We start from the raw sequence: 16,368 nt of genomic DNA on the forward strand, positions 1-16,368 counted from the left end.
ACGCACCGCGCCCGGCGCCGCTCGGGAGCGGGTGGCACCAGCGGCGCCACCGCCACCCGCTCCCACAGGTCGTCAGGAACAAGATCAGCACGCACCCGAACACCCTGCCGACCAAGATCGAGAAGCACAAGACTCACGGCTCAACTCATTCTGAAACGATCAGCTAGTGAGCCCGCTCCGGCTGCTCTACACGGGCAGTGCGTCCTGCGCGGGGTCCGGCGGGATGCTGTTGTTCGGGTAGTCCATCCTGGTCCGGTTGCTGTACTGAGACTCGGGCTGCGGCGGCGTCGGTGCTGCTGCTTCCGCCGGGTCGACGGGCTGTCGGCTGCGGTCGGCCCGCAGCGTCAGTTCGACCCGAAGGCCAGCTGCTCGCCCGTCTGCGGCCCGCGCGGTACGGCGTGCCCTGATCGCCTCGGCGCGGAGGGACTTGGCCGCTTCGGTGTCCTTGTCCTGAGCGCGTCGCAGCAGGGCGGCCTTCTTGTCCTGCGGAAGGTCAGCTTCGGTGAGCACGGCTTCGTGCTCACCGGCGGGCCCGGCCTGCTGTGCGACTTCGCGGAGCTGTTCCTTCGCCCTCTCCAGCTCACGTTCGGCCGTCTGGCGGGTCTGTGCGAGGTCCTGGTGTTCTGCCTCGGCTGCGGTCCGCTGGTCGCCGCGCAGTACCAGGCGACCGAACCGTCCGGTGGCGGCCAGCTTCTCCTCGATCCCGCTGATGCGGGCCTGGGCGTCGTCCCGCCGGGCGGTGTGTCCGGCGATTGCCTCCTCCAGAGCCCGCACGGCGCGGATCGCTCCGGCGCGTTCGGCGAGTTCCTGGTGTCGGCGGCTGAGCGCGAGCACGTTGGGACCGGTTCCGGCGGTCGCGTTCTGCTCGGCGCAGTCCGCGGTGGTCTCCGCCTTGTCGGCGGCCTTGGCGGTGGCGCGTGCGGCGGTGGCGGCCTTGCGCGCGGCGTCGCGCAGGGCCTCGTTGCTGAGGTGGGCGTACGGGCGGGCGGTGGTCGCGGTCCGGGGCTCCGTTGCTGCGGGAGGTGTCGCGGCCCGGTTGGAGGTGCCAGTGGTGTGGCGCTGTCCGGGCTTCGGCGTGGTCTCCTCGATGTCATCCTGTTCGGCGGTGTCGCCGGTGCCGGGGGCGCGCGGGGTCGGCAGGTCGGGGACGATGTGCCGGACGTGGGCAGGGACGGCGGCCGGCGGGAGCTCGGTGAGGATCATGCGTTCCTCGGTGCCGGTCTCGATCTCGCGGATGAGGCCCGCGACGGCGCGGTCCAGCTGTTCCTGCTCGGTGCTCGCTGTTCCCGCGCGGGCGCGGTCGACGTCGGTTTCGTAGACGGACAGCGGCAGGAAGAGGTGAGTCTCCTTCTTGTCCCGCGACAGCATGGTGTACAGCGCGTTGGCCTGCGCGCCGGGACCGTAGACAAGGGCTTCCTCGACGCTGAGGCCCTGGCTCTTGTGACCGGTGATGGCGTATCCGAGGCTGAGTCCGCCGCGTGCGATGTAGTCGGCGTCGACCCATTCGGCGACGTCGCGGTGGCCGCCGTCCTCGGTCTTCGTGCGCCACTCGACCAGGACCCGGCGGTCCTCGTCCACCGCGACCACCAGTCCGCGGAACCCGTTCAGGACGTCTTCGTGCTCGCCCCGGGACCGCTTGTTGCGGTAGTCGTTGGCGCGGAGGAGGACCTGGTCACCGACGGACAGTGCCAGTTCGCCGCCGCCGGCCAGGGCGAAGAGGTGGTCGGGGCCGGTGAGGGCGCCGCTGGCCCTGCGGATGGCACGGGCGCCGAGGTTGAGTTCCTCCACGACCTCGTTGGTGGAGGCGAGCATGAGGAGCTGCTGCACGGCGGTGTGGTCGTCGGTGTGCGCGGTTCGCTTGTCGGCCCAGAGGGTCAGCATCGCGGCGAGGGTCTCGTCCTTGTCCGCGAGGGCGTGGACGCGGCCGGTTCCGGCGAAGGTGCGGAGTGCGTCCGTGCGGTTGTCGTCGCGCCACAGTGCGAGCGCCCGGCGCTCGATCGTGTCCCGCTGCCGGAAGTTCTCGGTGAGGCTGAGTCCGCCCACAATCTTGTGGATGGCGGCGAAGCTGCCGCCGATGCCCGGCGCGTGCAGCTGCTTGGGGTCACCAACGGCGACGATCTTCGTGCCGGTCGTCGCGGCGTGGGCCAGCAGTTCGGCGATGTCGCGGTCATCGCACATCGCGGCTTCGTCCACGACGAGCACGTCAACGCCGTTCAAGCCGGGGCCGCCGGTGCGGATGCCGGTGAGCCAGGAGGCGAGGGTGCGGCTGGTGATCCCTGCTTCGGCCTTGAGGTTCGCGGCGGCGACGGCGGCGGTGCTGGCACCGGCGATGACGAGTCCGTTGGCCTCCCACGCCTGCCGTGCGGTGTTCATGATCGTGGTCTTGCCCGCTCCGGCGACGCCTTCGACGGCGTCGATGCCGTGGCCGGCGGTCAGCAGCCGTTCGAGGACGGCGCGCTGTTCGGCGGAGAACTCGAAGTCTCCGCCGTGCTGGGCTTCGACGGCGGACAGGGTCATGGCGACGGTGTCGTGGCTGACGAGGGCTGCGTGCTCGTTGAGGCGGTTGGTGGCCTCGGTGGCGATGAGCGCTTCAGCGGCGACCACGTCGGCCGTGGTGTAGCGGTCGGCGTGGGCGAAGTGCTGGGCACCCTTGGGGTTGAGCTTGACCGCGTACCCGGCGTGCCGCAGGACGGCGGTGGTGAGCTGTTCGGCTTCGTCGGCGTCCGCGACGCCGTACGGGAGGGCGTCCAGGACGGCGGCGATGGCGGCGGCGTGGGTGAAGTCCTTGGAGTGGCTGGTGAGGCCGGTCTTCGGGTCGAAGACCTGGGCGCACAGCTCATCCAGGCCGGGGTTCTGGTCTGCCTGGTCCTGCTGCATGGCGCCGGCCGCAATGGCGTCGGGGTCGTCACCGGCGGCACGGCCTTCGGCCTGCCAATATGCGCGCAGGACGTCGTCCTCGACCCCGGCGGCTTCGCCGTTCTTCGCGGCCTTGGACGCGGCGGAGGCGGCGGTGCGCTCGCGGGTGGTGGCGCTGTCGTAGTCGATGCCGAGCTTGGTCAGCAGGTCCCGCACCTGGCTGTCGCGCTTGCTGAACAGGCGGATGGTGGCTTCGGGGATCGCGGCGATCTCCCACGCGCCGGTCCGTTCCTCCCGCCGGAAGGTGATGCCGAAGGTGTCGGTGAGCTCCCGGCGGATGCGGGCGTTCATGAGGGCCTGGGTGGCGCGGGCGTGCCGGTGCAGGTCGCGGCCCCCGCCGGCCACGGTGGACCACTGGCCGTCAGTGCCCTTGACCATGTTGGCCAGGGTGAAGTGCAGGTGGAAGTGGGGGTCGCCGTACGGGGCGCCGTTCACGGGCCGGGCGGCGCGGTGCACCATCATCCAGCCGGAGAAGCCGCTGGTGGGCACGGTCTCCGCCTCGGCACCGTCACCATGTCGGCCGCGCATCGCGTAGGCGGTCCACCGCTCCAGGGCGCTGATGGACTCGCGGCCGGCGGCGGTGTAGATGCCTTCGACCTGGGCGGCGATCTCCTCGGGCGCATAGGCAAGGAACGCGGACTTCGACTTGGCGAGGTCGAGGGTGACGTCCGCTCCGAACCGGCCGACCTGCACCCTCCCTTCGAGGAGAGCGGCCCTGATCTCCTCGGCGTCCCACACCTCTTCGGGAGCGAGTCCGGCGGCCTTGGCCATGGCGATGGCCTCGCGGACGTCCATCGGAAGGTCGCGGAGACGGCGGCGGCCTTCACCCTCGGTCTGGCCGTACCGCCGCTTCATGGTCGCAGTGGTGAAGAGGTCAGCCGGGTCCTGCCCGGTCTCGGTGGCGCGGGCCTGGACGGCGCGCAGGAGCGCGCGGGCGTCGAGGTGACCGCCCGCCTCGGCGGCCATGGCCTTCTGCAAGGCGTCTTCGCCGTACAAGGTGACGGCGTCGACGCCGACGGCACCAGCGAGCTTGAGCAGGGTGGAGACCGGGACGCGGTGCGATTCACCGAACCGGGCGAGCTGGTTCTCCATCCTGCGGAAGTCGTCGCGCTTGGCCTTGGAGTCGAGCAGGCTGGCGGGGGTGACGCTGCGTTCGGCGGCGGTGCGGCGGATGGCGCGGACCAGCGGGGCGGCGGAGAGCTTCGCGGCCGGGGCGATGGCGAGTTTGGGTTCCACCAGGGTCTTGCCGGTGGTCGGGTCCTCGCCGTGCATGAGCCGTCGGGCGGCCTGGAACTGCGCGGGGTCGAGGATGCTGCCGGGGGTGATGCCGAATTCGTTGAGCCCGCCGCCGATCCAGACGAGGGGGCGTTCGCTGGCGTCGAGGTGGTAGTCCACCTGTCCGTCGGCGACCGGGCGCGGGAGGGCCTGTTCGCCGTAGAGGTCGCGGGCGTTGAGGCCGGCTGCGGCGGCGACTTCGACGGCGTCGAACCCGGTGAGGCGTGCGGGCTTGCCGTTGCGCAGCTGTGTGCGGCTGCGGAAGAACGCCTTCTTGGCCTCGGTGGTGCCGAGCAGGGCGGCGACGGTGGTCCCGGCTTCTTCGGCCTTCGCCTCGATGGCGGCGATGAGGGGCGCGGCGTCGACGGTGGTGGACTTCCCGCAGCCGTGGCCGCCGGTGAGGCGGTATTCGATCTGCTCGTCGGAGGGGCCGATCATGGTCACCCACGCCATCGGCCCGCTCACCCCCCGCTCTCTTCCGGTCAGATCCGGTCGTCTTGGCTGATTGTATCGTCGCGGAGCGACGATACCTTGGTCCTCAAAACTCAAGATCATGATCAGCTTGAGGGGAAGGTCGGGCACTCGTGGGGCTGGTCGCTGCTGCGGGTCGGGCTCGTTCGAGGCCGGTGTGCTGTCGGACTGTTACCTCGGGCGGTCGGGTGTCGAGGTAGGGGTGGACCTGGGCGTCGCGGTCGGTGTGCGGTCCTGGCCTGCGGCTGTGCCTGGCGTTCGGGCGGGGGTGCCGCTAGGTCGGATCAGGCGGCCGGCGGGCATGCCGTGGCCTCGGGCTGCGGAACGGTCGGCTGCGGCGGTTGCGAGCTGGCTTCCTTCTCGTGCCAGGCCGTACCGAGGGCCTGCACGGCCGTCTCCAATCCGGCGGCTGCCTGGTGCCACACGCCGTCGCCGGGGTCGGACAGGTCCCACTGGGTGGCAGCACTCACCAGGGTCCGCGCTTCCTGCTCAACCTGGTCGCACCACGGCCCGAGGGCCCTCGACACCACACGCACCGCGCCCAGCTCGGCTACGAGGTCGGTGGCCACCGGCTCGGTGGCTTCTCTCGCCGCGCGCAGGGCCGACCGCAGTGCGGACCGGCAGTCCTCGGTGTCGCGGTGCGGCGGCTCCACCCGTGCCTCGTCGGATGTGAGCCGCTCCCCGGTGTCCGGGTCGAAGAACGGGCCGAGGCTCTGTGCCCACCGGGCTCTCATCGCCTGCCAGTGGGCAGCCGCGTCCGCCGCTGACCGGCGCTGCTGCCGACTGGTCTCCACCAGCCGGCTGGCGCACCGGGCCACCTGCGCCACCGCCGCGGCTGCGGCCGTGGCGGTGGCCTCCTGCTGCGGTCCGAAGGACCGCTCGGCCGCTTCCGCGGCCTGGGCATCGGTGATCGGCCACGCCCGCTGGATCGTGTCGTACTCGCGCAGTTGCTCGCGCTTCCACTCCTGGAGCAGATCGGCGGGGTAGTGCGCGGGGGTCTCATCCACTTCGGCTGCGTGTTCAAGGCACAGGGGCAGGAGGTTGTCGGCGCTGCGGTTGGCGTCTTCGGTCATCTGCGGGCTCCATCGCGGACCGCCCTGGCGCCGTGCGTGGATATGGGCGACGCGACTATTGAGGATCGTCTCCCCGGTCTCGTTGTTCATCCGGTAGAGCGGTCTCGGGCAGTCGGGCTTGCCGCACCGGAAGGCCGTGGCGTAGAGCTGTTTTACGGTCGCGTCGGTCGGCGGTCGGTGCTCGCTCTGGGCCGGTCGCGTGTGCCCGGTCATCGGAGGTCGCCTTCTGCGTCGGCCTGATGGGTCTGCGTGTCCAACGACGGCGGATGCCTGTGGGATACGGGGTGGCTGGCGAAGCAGAGGGTCCCCCGCTCCTTGGGTTGGAGCGGGGGACCTTCGGGTGACACGGGGTGGCCTGGGCCGGCTGAACTAGGTCAGCGGCCACTCGCCGGGCGGTACGGGTGCTTGGCGCTGGGCTTCGCGAACGGCCTCGTCGGTGCCGCACGTGGTGCAGATCGGGACGTCCCGGTTGGTGGTCAGCCGGGAGCGGGCGGGCCGTTCACCGAGCGGGCCGCCGCAGCGCGGGCACTGTGGGTCGGGCAAGGTCAGTCCTCCTCAGGGTGCTCGCGGGCGGACTTGAGGATGTTGTTCCAGGTCGGCCGGGAGTAGGTCTTCTCCGTCTGCTGCTGGAGGTCCGGGATCAGCTCGGCGTTCGTGGCCTTGGGGTTGGCGGCGATGGCCTGCCGGGCGAGGGTGAGCCGCTCGTCCCCCTGGTAGGGGTAGGCGACCCGGGCGCGGGGGCCGGTGGGGCGTCCGCCGGCGTGGCCGCGGCCCTTGCGGTCGGCGAGGTACTGCCACAGTCGCCAGCGCTTCCACTTCGGGCGTCGGCGGGTCGGCAGCTCGTCCCAGTCGTCAGGGTCGGGCCAGCCCTCGGGCGGGTTCTTGACGTAGTGAGAGACGGTCTCGGAGCCGGCGAAACCACAGACCTTCGCGGCTTCGGCCGGGCCCACCATCTCCTCCGGGTCGCCGTCGAGCTTCGGCGCGTTAGTGGTGTTCGCCGCAGCTCGGCGGCGCTGGAGCTCGTGGTGCCACGTCGCCCACTCGTCGCCGTCCCAGTGCATGACGCCGTCGATGATCTCCGCGGGCGGGTGCTGGTTGTTCTCCCGGTCGGTCCAGAGGTTCTGGAGGGTGGATTCGCTGATGCCGTGGACCTTGCGCAGGTCCGCGCGTGAGTAGAGCGTGCGGCCGGTGTCGCTGGGCACGGTCGCCTCCTGTTCGTGGTCGTGACTGCTCGGTGGGGTCACTGGAGTTCGTCCGGATCGGGGACGGGCGTCCAGGTGCGGCTGCCGGTGGGTTCCAGCCGGGTGAGGGTGGCGATCTCCTCCAGGGGGACGGCGGCGGCCCAGTCGTCGTGGGCGGGGTGGTCGACGGGGAGGTTGAGCACGAGGTGCCGGCCGGTACGGGGGAAGTCCTCGACGAGGACGTAGCTGTCGCTGGTCTTGGCGCCGATGCTGTTACCGCTCTTGAGCTGGACGGTGTCGCCGGGCTGGGGGCAGTCGGCGTGCCGATCGCATAGCATGGTGTGGTTCTTTCTGGTGAGAGAACACCCGGACGGCCAGCACCTTGTTGCCCTTGTGTGCTGGCCGTCCTTTGTTGTCCTGGTGGTGCGGGTGCCGGTTGGGCACCCGCCGGGGCGAAGGTTGCCCGCTTCGCCGACGGCGGTGTAATTGAACCATCTTTGCGCCGGGGTGGCGGGGCTCTGGCCCGGGGTGCGGCGTTCATCAGAACAGGGCTTCCTGATCGGCGGGGCCGGTGCGCGGTCGGGCCTGGCCGGGGTACGCGAAGTTCGTAGCGGGGGCGTCCGCGGTGCGGGGGCGCGTGTGCTTCGCGGCGGCGGCTCCATGCCACGAGCGGGGCGCCCTGGTCCAGCCACCCGGGCGGGTAGCCGGAGGTCAGCTGTGCCCACCGCCCCCGGTCGCGCGGGAGCACCGACCGGTCCTCGACGGTGGTGAGGGGCGGCAGGGTGTGCCAGCCGGGGAAGGCGTGGTCGTGGGCGTCCTCCACGGCCTCGTTGTCGCCGTCGCCGTACCCGCCGCCGCGGTGGACGGGGCCTTCCCAGTCACAGGCCAGGCACCCGCCCCGGAACTCCTCCTCTTCCCGGCGGCTGGTCGGCTGGCTGCGGGTGAGCAGGGTCGGGGCGTGGTGCTCGGGCGGGCCGAGTTCGTGTCCGAGGTCGCTGTACTCGCCGCCGGGGTGGCCGTGCCGGATGTGCCACGTGAGGTGGGCGCTCTCGGGCGGCTGGGGCGTGCGCCCGTTGCGCACCCGCCAGTAGAGGGTCTGCCGGGCCCGGGCTCCGGTCGTCTCGGCGGCGGGCGCGGTCACGGCCACTCGCCCGCCTCGGGGGCGAGCACTTCGCTCAGGGGGTCGGCGAGCACAGCCGTTTCTGCCGGGGAGTCCTGGAAGCGCGGGCCGTAAGCGCGGCGGATCGCGCGGCGGGCGTCCTGGTGGCGGTCGCGGTCGGGGTCGTACGGCGAGCGGTCGAGTACGTCGTAGCCGTGCTGGGTGAGCACCTCGGCGATGGTCGCGCGGACCTGTACGGGGTCGAGGGTGTGAAGGTCGGTCTCGGCGGGGGCGGCGAGGAGTACGCGGATCAGCTCGGCTGCGCTGAGTCTGGGCTGGAGGGGCACGCCGATCCGGTGGACGCCGTCCTTGCTCGGGGTGGCGGCTCCTCGTCGGCTGGGGGCCCCGGTGGTGCTGCGGTGGGTGGTCGTCTGGTCCATCGTGCTGGCTCTCGGAGGGTCGGGGGCGGTCAGAGGGATAGAAGGCCCTGTGCGGTGTTCGCCCGAGTAGAGCGGGCGGCAGCTTCGCGGAAGGCGCGGGCGGCGTCGGCGGCGGTGCGGCCGGGCTCGGCGCTCCACCGGTCGATGACGTCGCGGTGGGCGGCGGCGTCGGCGGGGTGGCCGGTGAGGGTCTCGGCGAGGAGGGCGTACGCCTCGTCGCGGGCGTGGTTGATGCGGGGCCAGTCGTAGGTGCGGCCAGCGGCTCCGCGCGCGTGGCCGGCGGCGACTTCGAGGGCGCCGCGCGGCCAGCACGGCAGGAGGGCGGTGCGGCCGGGGCCGTCGAAGAGGTGCGGGCCCTGATGGATGCCGACGTGCTCGATGTGGTGGGCGGCCCATTGGAGGATCTCGGCCGGGGTGTCGGCGATGACGATGCTCTCGGGGCTGTAGCGGATGGGCATGGTGGTGTCCGTCTCGGTGGTGCCCGGGGGCGGCGGCGTGCCGCCGCCCCCGGTGGTCGGTCTACTGCTGGTAGGCGGGGATCAGTTCGCGGACGCGGTCCGGGCCGACGCATCCGCCTTCGTGGCGGTGGAGGCTCGGCAAGCCGCCGTTCCTTCCGCGCAGGTGGCTCCAGAACTTGGGGCCGGTCCACCCGCACAGCTCGCAGAGCAAGACCCAGTGGTTGTCAGAGCCAGGGAATCCGGTGAGGACTGCGCGCCACCGGAGGTTCGCGAGTCCGGCGAACGCGGTGAGCGCGCTCTTGACGTTGCGGTCGTTGACGGGCATTCGCGGGTGCAGCAGCGGCACGGGGCCGGTCAGCGGTTGGAGCACTTCGGCGCGGATCTGGTCCAGCGGAACGGCGGTGATCGCTCCGGCGGCGTACTGCTCGGCGAGGCGGGCGGCGGCCATCTCGACCCCGGGAACGCCCTTGTCCGGGCGGCCGAAGTTGGCTTCCCCCGCGCTGGTCTCGGCCCACCAGTCCCGGTTCCACCGGTGGGCGCGACCGATGACCTGGTCTTGGCCGATGATCACGGGATAGCGGCCTGCGGGGTCCGGGGCTCCGATGCGGTAGGGCATGGCGGCCTGGTGGGCGGCGGGCGGTGCCGTTTCGGGGGCGGCTATCCGGTGGTCGGGCTGGCCGGGGACGGGGGTGGTCTGGTCGTCCGGGTCCGTGGTGGGGGTGGTGGGGACGACGGGTCGTTCGAGGAGCTGGGTGGTCATGGTGGTGCCCTGTTCTGGTGGGTTCTGGTGAGAGGGGGCCCGCCCCGGCGCGCTCGGCTGCCGGGGCGGGCGGGCAGTCGCTACGCGGCGTCGGCCAGGGTCTGCGGGGCAGGGGTCCATTCGCGGCGCGGGGTGATGCCCAGGTCTTCGAGAACGGGGTCGAGGCTGCCGTTGTCCGGAACCCATTCCCAGTCCGCACCTTCGGTGCCGGGCCGCTCGGTCCAGGTGAGCATGTACGAGCGGCCGGAGGTGCGGGGGTCGCCGCACACGGCCTGTGCCTCGCGGCGGGTCATCGCCCACAGGGCGCGCTTGCGGCGGCGGGGGGAGTGCTTCGAGGCGATGAACACCAGCGCCATTCCCTCCAGCCAGTTCGCCTCTGCGGCGGGGGCCACCGGCTCCTCGACCCGCGGGGAGTGCTCGGCCTCCTCCTGGTGCTCCGTGGCAACGACCTGGGGAGGCTGCTGCATCTCGTCGGCACTCTTGCGCCCGGAGACGTCGTCGTAGGGAGCGGTGGAGGTCCACCCGTCGTAGCCGTCGTCGGTGGAACGGACGACCGTCTTGCCGACGCCGTTGAAGATGTGCGGGATGCTGACCGACTTCGGGTTGACGCGCAGGACCTCGTACCAGGTGCCTCGGTAGAGCACGAAGTCACCGCGCTTGAAGTCGGCCTTCGACCAGACCTTGAAGCCGTTGGCCTCGGCGTCCTTGATGACCTGCTCCCAGTGGGCGATCTCCTCGGTCAGCTCCTCGTGCCGGATGGTCTGCTCCGGGTCGTCGGGGTTGCGGGAGTAGCCCTTGGCGGACTCGCCGCGCTGCCACTTCTCGACGGCGCGCAGGTCGGCACGCAGTTTTTCCAGGCGCCGGAGGGTGCGGCCGGGGTTGGTGCGGAACTGCTCGTAGTTGGCGGCGGCCTTGTGCCGGTCGGCCCAGTGCTGGGCGCGGTCGCCTTCGCTGATGCTCTTGCGCATCGAGGTGTCCATGCGCTCGCGGTCGCGGAGGGCGCGGGGCTCGCTGTGGTGTCCGCGGATGATGGGCTGGCCGAAGGCGAACCGCTCGGATATCTCGTGGGCGGACTTCCATGCGGCCTGGGAGTTGCGGGCGGCGTTGTCGGCGTATCCGGCGAAGCGGTCGGCGCGGGCTTCGGCGCGGTCTTCGCGGTCCTGCTCGGCCTCGGTGAAGCTGCGGCGGTCGGCGTTGTCGACGGTCAGGGTCGCGTCGAGGCCGGCGTCCCGCAGTCGCTGGGCGAGGAGTTCGAGGGAGGGCGTGTAGGCGGCGTGGTCGCGGCTGTGCGGGAGGTACCAGCAGTCGAGAGTCCGGCTCCAGCGGAAACCCTGGCGCAGGGTGCGGCCGTACTCGCGGAGCTTGAGGATCTTGGCTGATCCGTCGCTCCGGCTGGTGCCGTCGACCAGGGTTCCTTCCCGGCGGGTGTGGGTGATCTGGATGGTCATTGAACTGGTCTTTTCTGGTGAGAGTCTTTTGGCCGCCCGAAGGGCGGACGGGGTGCTGGAAGCGGTGAGCACCACCGGGGGCGGGCCGTGAGGGACGAGCGGTCCGCCGCCGTCGCGCCCTGCGCGACGGCAGGGGCTGCCGCGCCCCCGCGGGGCGCGTCCTTCGCGGTCCGGTGCCCGTCGTCGGTCGGCGGAGCCGCTAGGCGGAGTCGGCCGGCGGCGGTGAACGCACCGGACCGTGTTGCTGTCGCCCCGAAGGGGTGTCCGCTCGGGTGTGGTGGCCCGCCGGTCCGGAGGTGTTGCCCTCCCCCGGACCGGCGGGGCCTTGGGTCAGCTGCGGCGGGTGGCCGGGGCGGCTTCGATCCGTTCGCGGACGGCTCGGTTCACGGCGGTGATGAGGTCGCGCCCGTCGTCGTAGGCGAAGCGGCCGAGCGGCAGGCTGGCGGCGAGGTCGCAGAACGTGGCCTGGTCCATGGTGGTCAGCGTGTCGTCAAGCGGCGTGAGCTCGTGGGGGAACATCGCCTGGACGCTGTCGCCGGGCTTCGGGACGCCGGTGGTGAAGTACCAGACGACCACCATTTCGGCCGTGTCGGCGAACTCGGGGCCGCCGAAGGGGCCGACGACGACGGCCGGGCGGGTGTCGAGCTGGTGGCCCCGGAACCAGGGTGCGGCGGTAACGAGGGTGGCGGTGGGGAAGTCCTGGACGGTGGGGGTCTGAGTGGTGAGCATGTCGTGTCCTGTCTGGTGAGAGGTTCCGCCGGGGCCGGTCGGCCCCGGCGGGGTGTCGGTCGGGGTGTTGCCCCCCTTCCGACACCATTAATTAAACCATGTTCTTGGGTCCGGGTCAACCGGCTGAGGCGAGTTCGCGGCGGCGCTCGGCAGCGGCGGTGACGGCGCGCGCGACGAGACGGCCCGCTTCGATGGCGCGGACGGCGGACTCGTGCACGGGGGGCTTCTTGTCCTGGGTGACGATGCCCGCGAGCGGGGGCATGACGGCGGGGCCGGGGGTGATTCCGAGGATCAGGGCGGCGACGTGGGCGGCTGAGGCGACCTCGGCCGTGTGCTGGCCGGGGAGTGCGGCGTCCGCCTCGGGCAGGCGTCGCCAGGCGTGGCCGTACAGCAGGATGCGGGCGGCGTTGTCGGGGGTTTCGCGGGTGAAGTCGAACCCTCCGGCCTGCTCGGGGTCCTCGTGGTACCACTCGCGGTACTGAGTGAGCAGGATGTCCCGGACGGTCTCGGCGGCGAGCGGGGCGGCGGCGGGCAGCTCGTAGGCGTCGCCGTCGGTCTGGCTGATGTCGAACACCGGACCCGCCTTGTAGCCGGAGACCTTCCGCCCCTCCCCCTCGGCGGCGGCATCGGCGGCGGCGGTTTCCCGGGGTCCAGTCTCGGCGGCGGCCGTCGTGTCGTCGGTCCGTCGTCGGAGCGGGGTCCAGATGCGAATGGAGGTGGAGCCCTTGGCCGGGAAGCGTCCGGCCTTGCGCCAGTCGCCGGAGCTGAGGACGCGGGTTGCGTGGGGGCACTGGGCGGCGATGGCGATGCAGTTGACGGGGCTGCGGTCATCCAGGGTCGCGGCCGTGCGCATGACGGCGAACCAGAACCGCTCGTCGCTAACCATCGCGCCGTATGCGCGGTCCATGACGGCTTCGAGTTCGCCGCGCATCCGGGCGCTGTAGGCGCGCCGCTCGTCCTGGGTCATCTTCGGCTTGCTGGGCATTTCCTGGTCTCCCTGGTGAGAGTTCGTGGGTTCGAGGCCGGCTGGCCGGGGCGTCGGTCGGGGGTGTTGCCCTCCCCCTCTCGATGCATTAATTAAACCATGTTCTGAGGTGTTCGGCAAGTCCTCAGATCCAGTGCAGCCCTTCCGCGTGGCAGGAATTCCGATATGCCGCTATGACCTCGTCCTCTATTGCTGTCCAGTGTTCGAGGATGTCCGGGGCGGTTTTCTGGGGGTGGGCCTCGCGCTTGGCCCTGCGCCATTCGATGGCGATTTTGAGCGTGCGGAGCTGGGAGCGGGTGAGGTGCCACGGGCCGGAGTCGGGGAGGTCTCGGCCGTAGGCCATCGCTCGGGCGTTGTTGATGTGTTCGGTGCCGGACCACACGTTGTGTCCGGGCCGTACGGCGAGTGCCCTTCTGAGGGTGCATCGAAGGTGCGGGGCCTGGACGGTCCATTGGGGGCGGATGACGAACAGGTCGGCGCTCATGGCGGCCTTTCTGGGGCGGGGCGGGGCGGCGCGCTCCGGGGAGCGCGCCGCCGGAATTCTTGGAATATCAGAGGTCGAATTCGTCGGCCTGCTGGCCGCGCTCGTCCTCGGACGTCTGGATGTCGGGCAGGAATCGGCTGACCGCGAATACGACCGCGTCAGCGATGATCAACGGCGCGTCCTGGAGAACGATGTTCACCGACCCTTCTACCAGTCCGATGCGGACCTCTCCGGGCTCCAAGTTCATGTGGACATAGGCGTTCGTCCCGTCGATCCGGGTCCGGGCTCCGGGGAGGCGGGCGGCGAGTTCGCGGGCGGCCTCCTCGGTGCGGCGGCGCATCGCGCCCTGTTCGCGGTTGTGATCCTTCACGCGCTGGTGAACGGTGCGGTGCGCGGGGATGAGGCGGTCCGAGATCAGGGCCGCGATCCGGGCGGGGTCTTCGTCCATGGCGACGCGGACGCTGTCGCGCTCGCCCTTGCGGAACGGGTAGTCGGTGGCGGGGAACGCGCCCCTGACGTAGAGGTGCCCGGGGTCGTCGTAGCGCTCGGAGAGGTGGAGCTGTCGGCCGTCGAGGTGGGTGAGGTTGGCGGCGTGGGCCAGTTCCTGGACGCCGTGGAGTACCTGCTGCGGTCGCCAGTTGCCGCCGAGCGCGAGGGCGATCGGGTGGGCGAGTTCGGCGACAGTGGGCGAAGTGGTCACAGTTGTTCTCCTGGTGAGAGTGGGTGCCGGGGCCGGTCGGCCTCCGGTGGCCGGCTGGGGTGTTGCCCTCCCCTTCCGACATCACTAATTAAACCATGTTCTTGGGGTGGGGTCAAGCCGGACAACCCCCTGACCTGCCCTTTTCCCGCCGCCTCCACCCGCACCCGCCCGGCCGGGCCCGGCCACTACTGGCCCCGGGCGGGGTTCCCTCCTCGGTCGGACAGCGCCAGCCGGATCAGGGTTCCGGGTGGGGTGTCCAGGCTCGCGCAGCGACCGCGAAGCGGCCCGGCCTGGACACCCTGCCCGGGGCCCTGATACGCCCTCCGGGTGTCCGGCCGAGGAGGGAACCCCGCCCCCACAACCCCAACCACGAACGACGCCGCACCTACCCACCCGCCCCCTCCCCCTCCGAGAGAGGACCCGCCGGAGGCACAAGAACGGCACCACCGGTGCCTGTGGCCGGTCGGGCGCTTCGGCTAGACGGGGCGCCCGTTGACGGCTTGGCCGTCCCGTACGAGAAGGATCAGCGGCCGGGCCACGTCCTTCTCCTCCAGGCTGCCTTCCGGGATCGAGGGGTCGCCGAAGACGGTGCGGGTGTTTCCCTCGTTGGGGTAGTCCCATACCCACTTCGGGTGGTTGGACCGGACTCGGATGTTGCCGTTCGCGTCGAAGACCACGTCGCCGGGCTTCCAGGTCGCATCGAGGCTGGTGATCTTGTGGATTTCTTCCATGGGCTCATGGTGCCTTTCAGGGGTGTCACAGAGGTGTTGGTCTGGGGTGCCTCGGGCGGGGTCACCACAGGGTGGGCTGGAGTGGGGAGACGGGGATCGGCCGGGCACGCGGGAGGGCCAGCCGGGGCTTGGGCGGAGGTGGTGCTGGAGTTCGCGGGGTCGTCACGGGCGGGGCGGGTGCCGGCTGCGGCGGGGCGGCGGCGGGCAGTGGCTTCGTGTCGGGTCGTGGCGGGGTGGCCGGTGCGGGCTCGACGGGTGGCTGTTGGCTGGCGCGGGCCTGCTGTTCAGCGATGGTGATCGGCTTCTGGTAGAGCTTCTGGGCGCTGGGTTCGAGCGGGGGCAGGCGGCGGGCGGCGGCTTTCTGGTCGTCGCGGCGCTTGTGGCGGCGGCGGACTCGGGCGAACCGGGCCTCGTAGGCGGCGTGGTCGCTGGCATGCAGCCCGTCTTGGTGCAGCCGGGCGAGTTCGAGGGCGACGTGGCCCATCGGGCTGGGGGTGAGTAGGTGGGTGTCGTCGCCGTGCTGGGCGGCAGTGAGGAACTTGGCGGTCAGCAGAGCCTGGGTCCGCTCCTGGCTGATCCGGCGCCCGCCGTTCCACTCCCCCTTCCGCGCCGCGAGCCGGGCACGGCCGCCTCGCCGGTACAGGCGGCCGGTGGCGGCGGCCTCCATCACTCGCAGGTGGCCGGTGCTCCAGCCGAGTTCGGCGACGTGGTGCTTGGCGAGGTAGAGGTTCGTGGTGGCCTTCTCGCGGTTCTCGCGGTCCATGCCGGTGGCGGCCTGCTGTTCGGCTTCGCGCCGGTCTTCCTCCTGGCGGCGGGCGCGCTCGCGCTCGGCCTGTTCCTCGGGGGTGAGGACACGGTCCAGTTCGGCGCGCAGGCCGGCTGCCGTGATCTCGACTCCGGCGGCGGCCTGGGCGAGCACCGCGTGGTGGACAGCTTGGCGGGCGCAGTAGGCGAGGGAGCTTGCGGGCATCTCCGGGTCGACGGCGTACTGCTCGGCGCGGTCGGCGTGCCGGGCCGCCTCGACGGCTTCCTGGTGGGCCGCGTGCATGGCTGCCTCCAACCGCGCGGCACCGGAGTTGCTGCGGCGGACGGCGGCCATGGCTTCGTCTGCGGCGATCACGGCCAAGAGGGCGGCTTCCCCCGCGACTTGGAGGCAGGTCTGCGGTGAGGGGTCTCCGACCTGGGCGGCGGCGCGCACGGGCTCGGGCATGGGTGGTCCTCGGTGGGTTCGGTGGTGCGGTCGGGGGCGGGCGGCGCCCCGTCGTCGGGGTGCCGCCTGGTCGCGCGGAGCGCGGCGGAGAGTGCTGTCGTGCCCGCAGGGCACGTCCGTTGGCCCGGCGTCCGGGTGGGGCGGGAGGGCCGCCTGCGGCCCGGACGTCCCGGCCGGCTGCGAGCCGGGCCGGGCTGAGCCGTCCCGCAGGGACGCCCTTTCGGTCGGGGCCGCGGGGCGGGCGGGCGGCCGACGGGGCGGCCCGATCGGGCGGTGGGCCGCGTGGGGGGGGGGGGGGCCGGTGCCCCCCCCCCCCCCCCCCCCCGCCCGGGGGGGGGCCGCCCCGGGGGGGCCCCCCCCCCCCCCCACCCAAGGCGGGCCCCCCCCCCCCCCCCGGGCCCCGCCCCC

At 72.0% G+C, this 16,368-nt stretch carries 15 protein-coding genes and 1 pseudogene; all 16 read right to left on the reverse strand.

Annotated elements, in window-relative coordinates; translation table 11 throughout:
• Positions 1–186: 186 nt before the first annotated feature.
• The 16 genes and pseudogenes from mobF to ACIGZJ_RS36710 all read right to left on the reverse strand — a co-directional run bounded on the left by mobF (position 187) and on the right by ACIGZJ_RS36710 (position 15,960).
• Positions 187–4,644, reverse strand: a complete 4,458-nt coding sequence (gene mobF, locus ACIGZJ_RS36635) for a MobF family relaxase (RefSeq protein WP_234349690.1) — start codon at positions 4,642–4,644, stop codon at positions 187–189.
• A gap of 302 nt (positions 4,645–4,946) precedes the next feature.
• On the reverse strand, positions 4,947–5,948 hold the full coding sequence (locus ACIGZJ_RS36640) for a hypothetical protein (protein ID WP_159040797.1): 1,002 nt from the start codon (positions 5,946–5,948) through the stop codon (positions 4,947–4,949).
• Positions 5,949–6,104: 156 nt separating this feature from the next.
• Positions 6,105–6,278, reverse strand: a complete 174-nt coding sequence (locus ACIGZJ_RS36645) for a hypothetical protein (protein WP_234349689.1) — start codon at positions 6,276–6,278, stop codon at positions 6,105–6,107.
• A 2-nt stretch (positions 6,279–6,280) separates the two neighbouring features.
• Positions 6,281–6,937 carry a hypothetical protein gene (locus ACIGZJ_RS36650; RefSeq protein WP_234349688.1) on the reverse strand — a complete coding sequence of 219 codons (657 nt, stop codon included), beginning with the start codon at positions 6,935–6,937 and terminating at the stop codon, positions 6,281–6,283.
• 38 nt (positions 6,938–6,975) lie between these two features.
• Positions 6,976–7,254: a DUF6211 family protein gene (locus ACIGZJ_RS36655; protein ID WP_053684422.1), complete on the reverse strand. Its 279-nt coding sequence runs from the start codon at positions 7,252–7,254 to the stop codon at positions 6,976–6,978.
• A 257-nt stretch (positions 7,255–7,511) separates the two neighbouring features.
• Positions 7,512–8,063, reverse strand: a pseudogene (locus tag ACIGZJ_RS36660) (DUF6349 family protein); the annotation flags it as partial.
• A complete protein-coding gene (locus tag ACIGZJ_RS36665) occupies positions 8,054–8,455 on the reverse strand; it encodes a DUF6181 family protein (protein WP_053684418.1) in 402 nt (133 codons plus the stop codon). The pseudogene ACIGZJ_RS36660 and the gene ACIGZJ_RS36665, both read right to left, overlap by 10 nt.
• Positions 8,456–8,484: 29 nt before the next feature.
• Complete coding sequence (locus ACIGZJ_RS36670; protein WP_053684416.1) at positions 8,485–8,913, reverse strand: DUF6197 family protein; 429 nt, start codon at positions 8,911–8,913, stop codon at positions 8,485–8,487.
• Between the two features lie 61 nt (positions 8,914–8,974).
• Positions 8,975–9,673 carry a hypothetical protein gene (locus ACIGZJ_RS36675; protein WP_396461355.1) on the reverse strand — a complete coding sequence of 233 codons (699 nt, stop codon included), beginning with the start codon at positions 9,671–9,673 and terminating at the stop codon, positions 8,975–8,977.
• An 80-nt stretch (positions 9,674–9,753) separates the two neighbouring features.
• Positions 9,754–11,121: a DUF3560 domain-containing protein gene (locus ACIGZJ_RS36680; protein WP_396461356.1), complete on the reverse strand. Its 1,368-nt coding sequence runs from the start codon at positions 11,119–11,121 to the stop codon at positions 9,754–9,756.
• A 330-nt stretch (positions 11,122–11,451) separates the two neighbouring features.
• Positions 11,452–11,850: a DUF6409 family protein gene (locus ACIGZJ_RS36685; protein ID WP_053684411.1), complete on the reverse strand. Its 399-nt coding sequence runs from the start codon at positions 11,848–11,850 to the stop codon at positions 11,452–11,454.
• 115 nt (positions 11,851–11,965) lie between these two features.
• A complete protein-coding gene (locus tag ACIGZJ_RS36690; protein ID WP_396461357.1) occupies positions 11,966–12,835 on the reverse strand; it encodes a hypothetical protein in 870 nt (289 codons plus the stop codon).
• Between the two features lie 124 nt (positions 12,836–12,959).
• Positions 12,960–13,319 (reverse strand): hypothetical protein, encoded by a 360-nt coding sequence (locus ACIGZJ_RS36695; RefSeq protein ID WP_053684408.1) that lies wholly within the window; start codon positions 13,317–13,319, stop codon positions 12,960–12,962.
• A 67-nt stretch (positions 13,320–13,386) separates the two neighbouring features.
• Positions 13,387–14,019: a hypothetical protein gene (locus tag ACIGZJ_RS36700; RefSeq protein WP_053684406.1), complete on the reverse strand. Its 633-nt coding sequence runs from the start codon at positions 14,017–14,019 to the stop codon at positions 13,387–13,389.
• Between the two features lie 476 nt (positions 14,020–14,495).
• Positions 14,496–14,750 (reverse strand): hypothetical protein, encoded by a 255-nt coding sequence (locus ACIGZJ_RS36705; protein ID WP_053683275.1) that lies wholly within the window; start codon positions 14,748–14,750, stop codon positions 14,496–14,498.
• 61 nt (positions 14,751–14,811) lie between these two features.
• A complete protein-coding gene (locus ACIGZJ_RS36710; RefSeq protein WP_396461358.1) occupies positions 14,812–15,960 on the reverse strand; it encodes a hypothetical protein in 1,149 nt (382 codons plus the stop codon).
• Positions 15,961–16,368: the final 408 nt, after the last annotated feature.

Origin of the sequence: Kitasatospora sp. NPDC052868, from assembly GCF_044547105.1 — a bacterium.
GTDB lineage: Bacteria > Actinomycetota > Actinomycetes > Streptomycetales > Streptomycetaceae > Kitasatospora.